Annotated in this window: 1 protein-coding gene; it reads right to left on the reverse strand. The window is 36.1% G+C overall.

Going from position 1 to position 227, the window contains the following annotated elements; translation table 11 throughout:
• The coding region (locus tag LD028_RS09825; protein WP_237811710.1) for a hypothetical protein at window positions 1-227 on the reverse strand (227 nt) is incomplete at both ends.

Here is a 227-nt window from a genome sequence, read left to right on the forward strand (position 1 = left end):
CGTCCCCTTGTTTGGCTCTAGTTACAGAATAAGCGTAAGGATTCATGTATAAAATTTTATTATTTTGGTCAACGACGATAATCCCATCAGATACCTCTTTACCAATTTCTTCGACTAAAACTTTCCATATCTCTTCTTCATCCATAGAATCTAGAAGCGTATTTGTTAAAAGTGGCCTTGCAGAATTTTGTTGTCCCGAGCTCCAATCAATTTCAAACTGTCCATTT

Origin of the sequence: Anoxybacillus sp. LAT27 (assembly GCF_022030075.1) — a bacterium.
Taxonomy (GTDB): Bacteria; Bacillota; Bacilli; order Bacillales; family Anoxybacillaceae; genus Anoxybacillus; species Anoxybacillus kestanbolensis.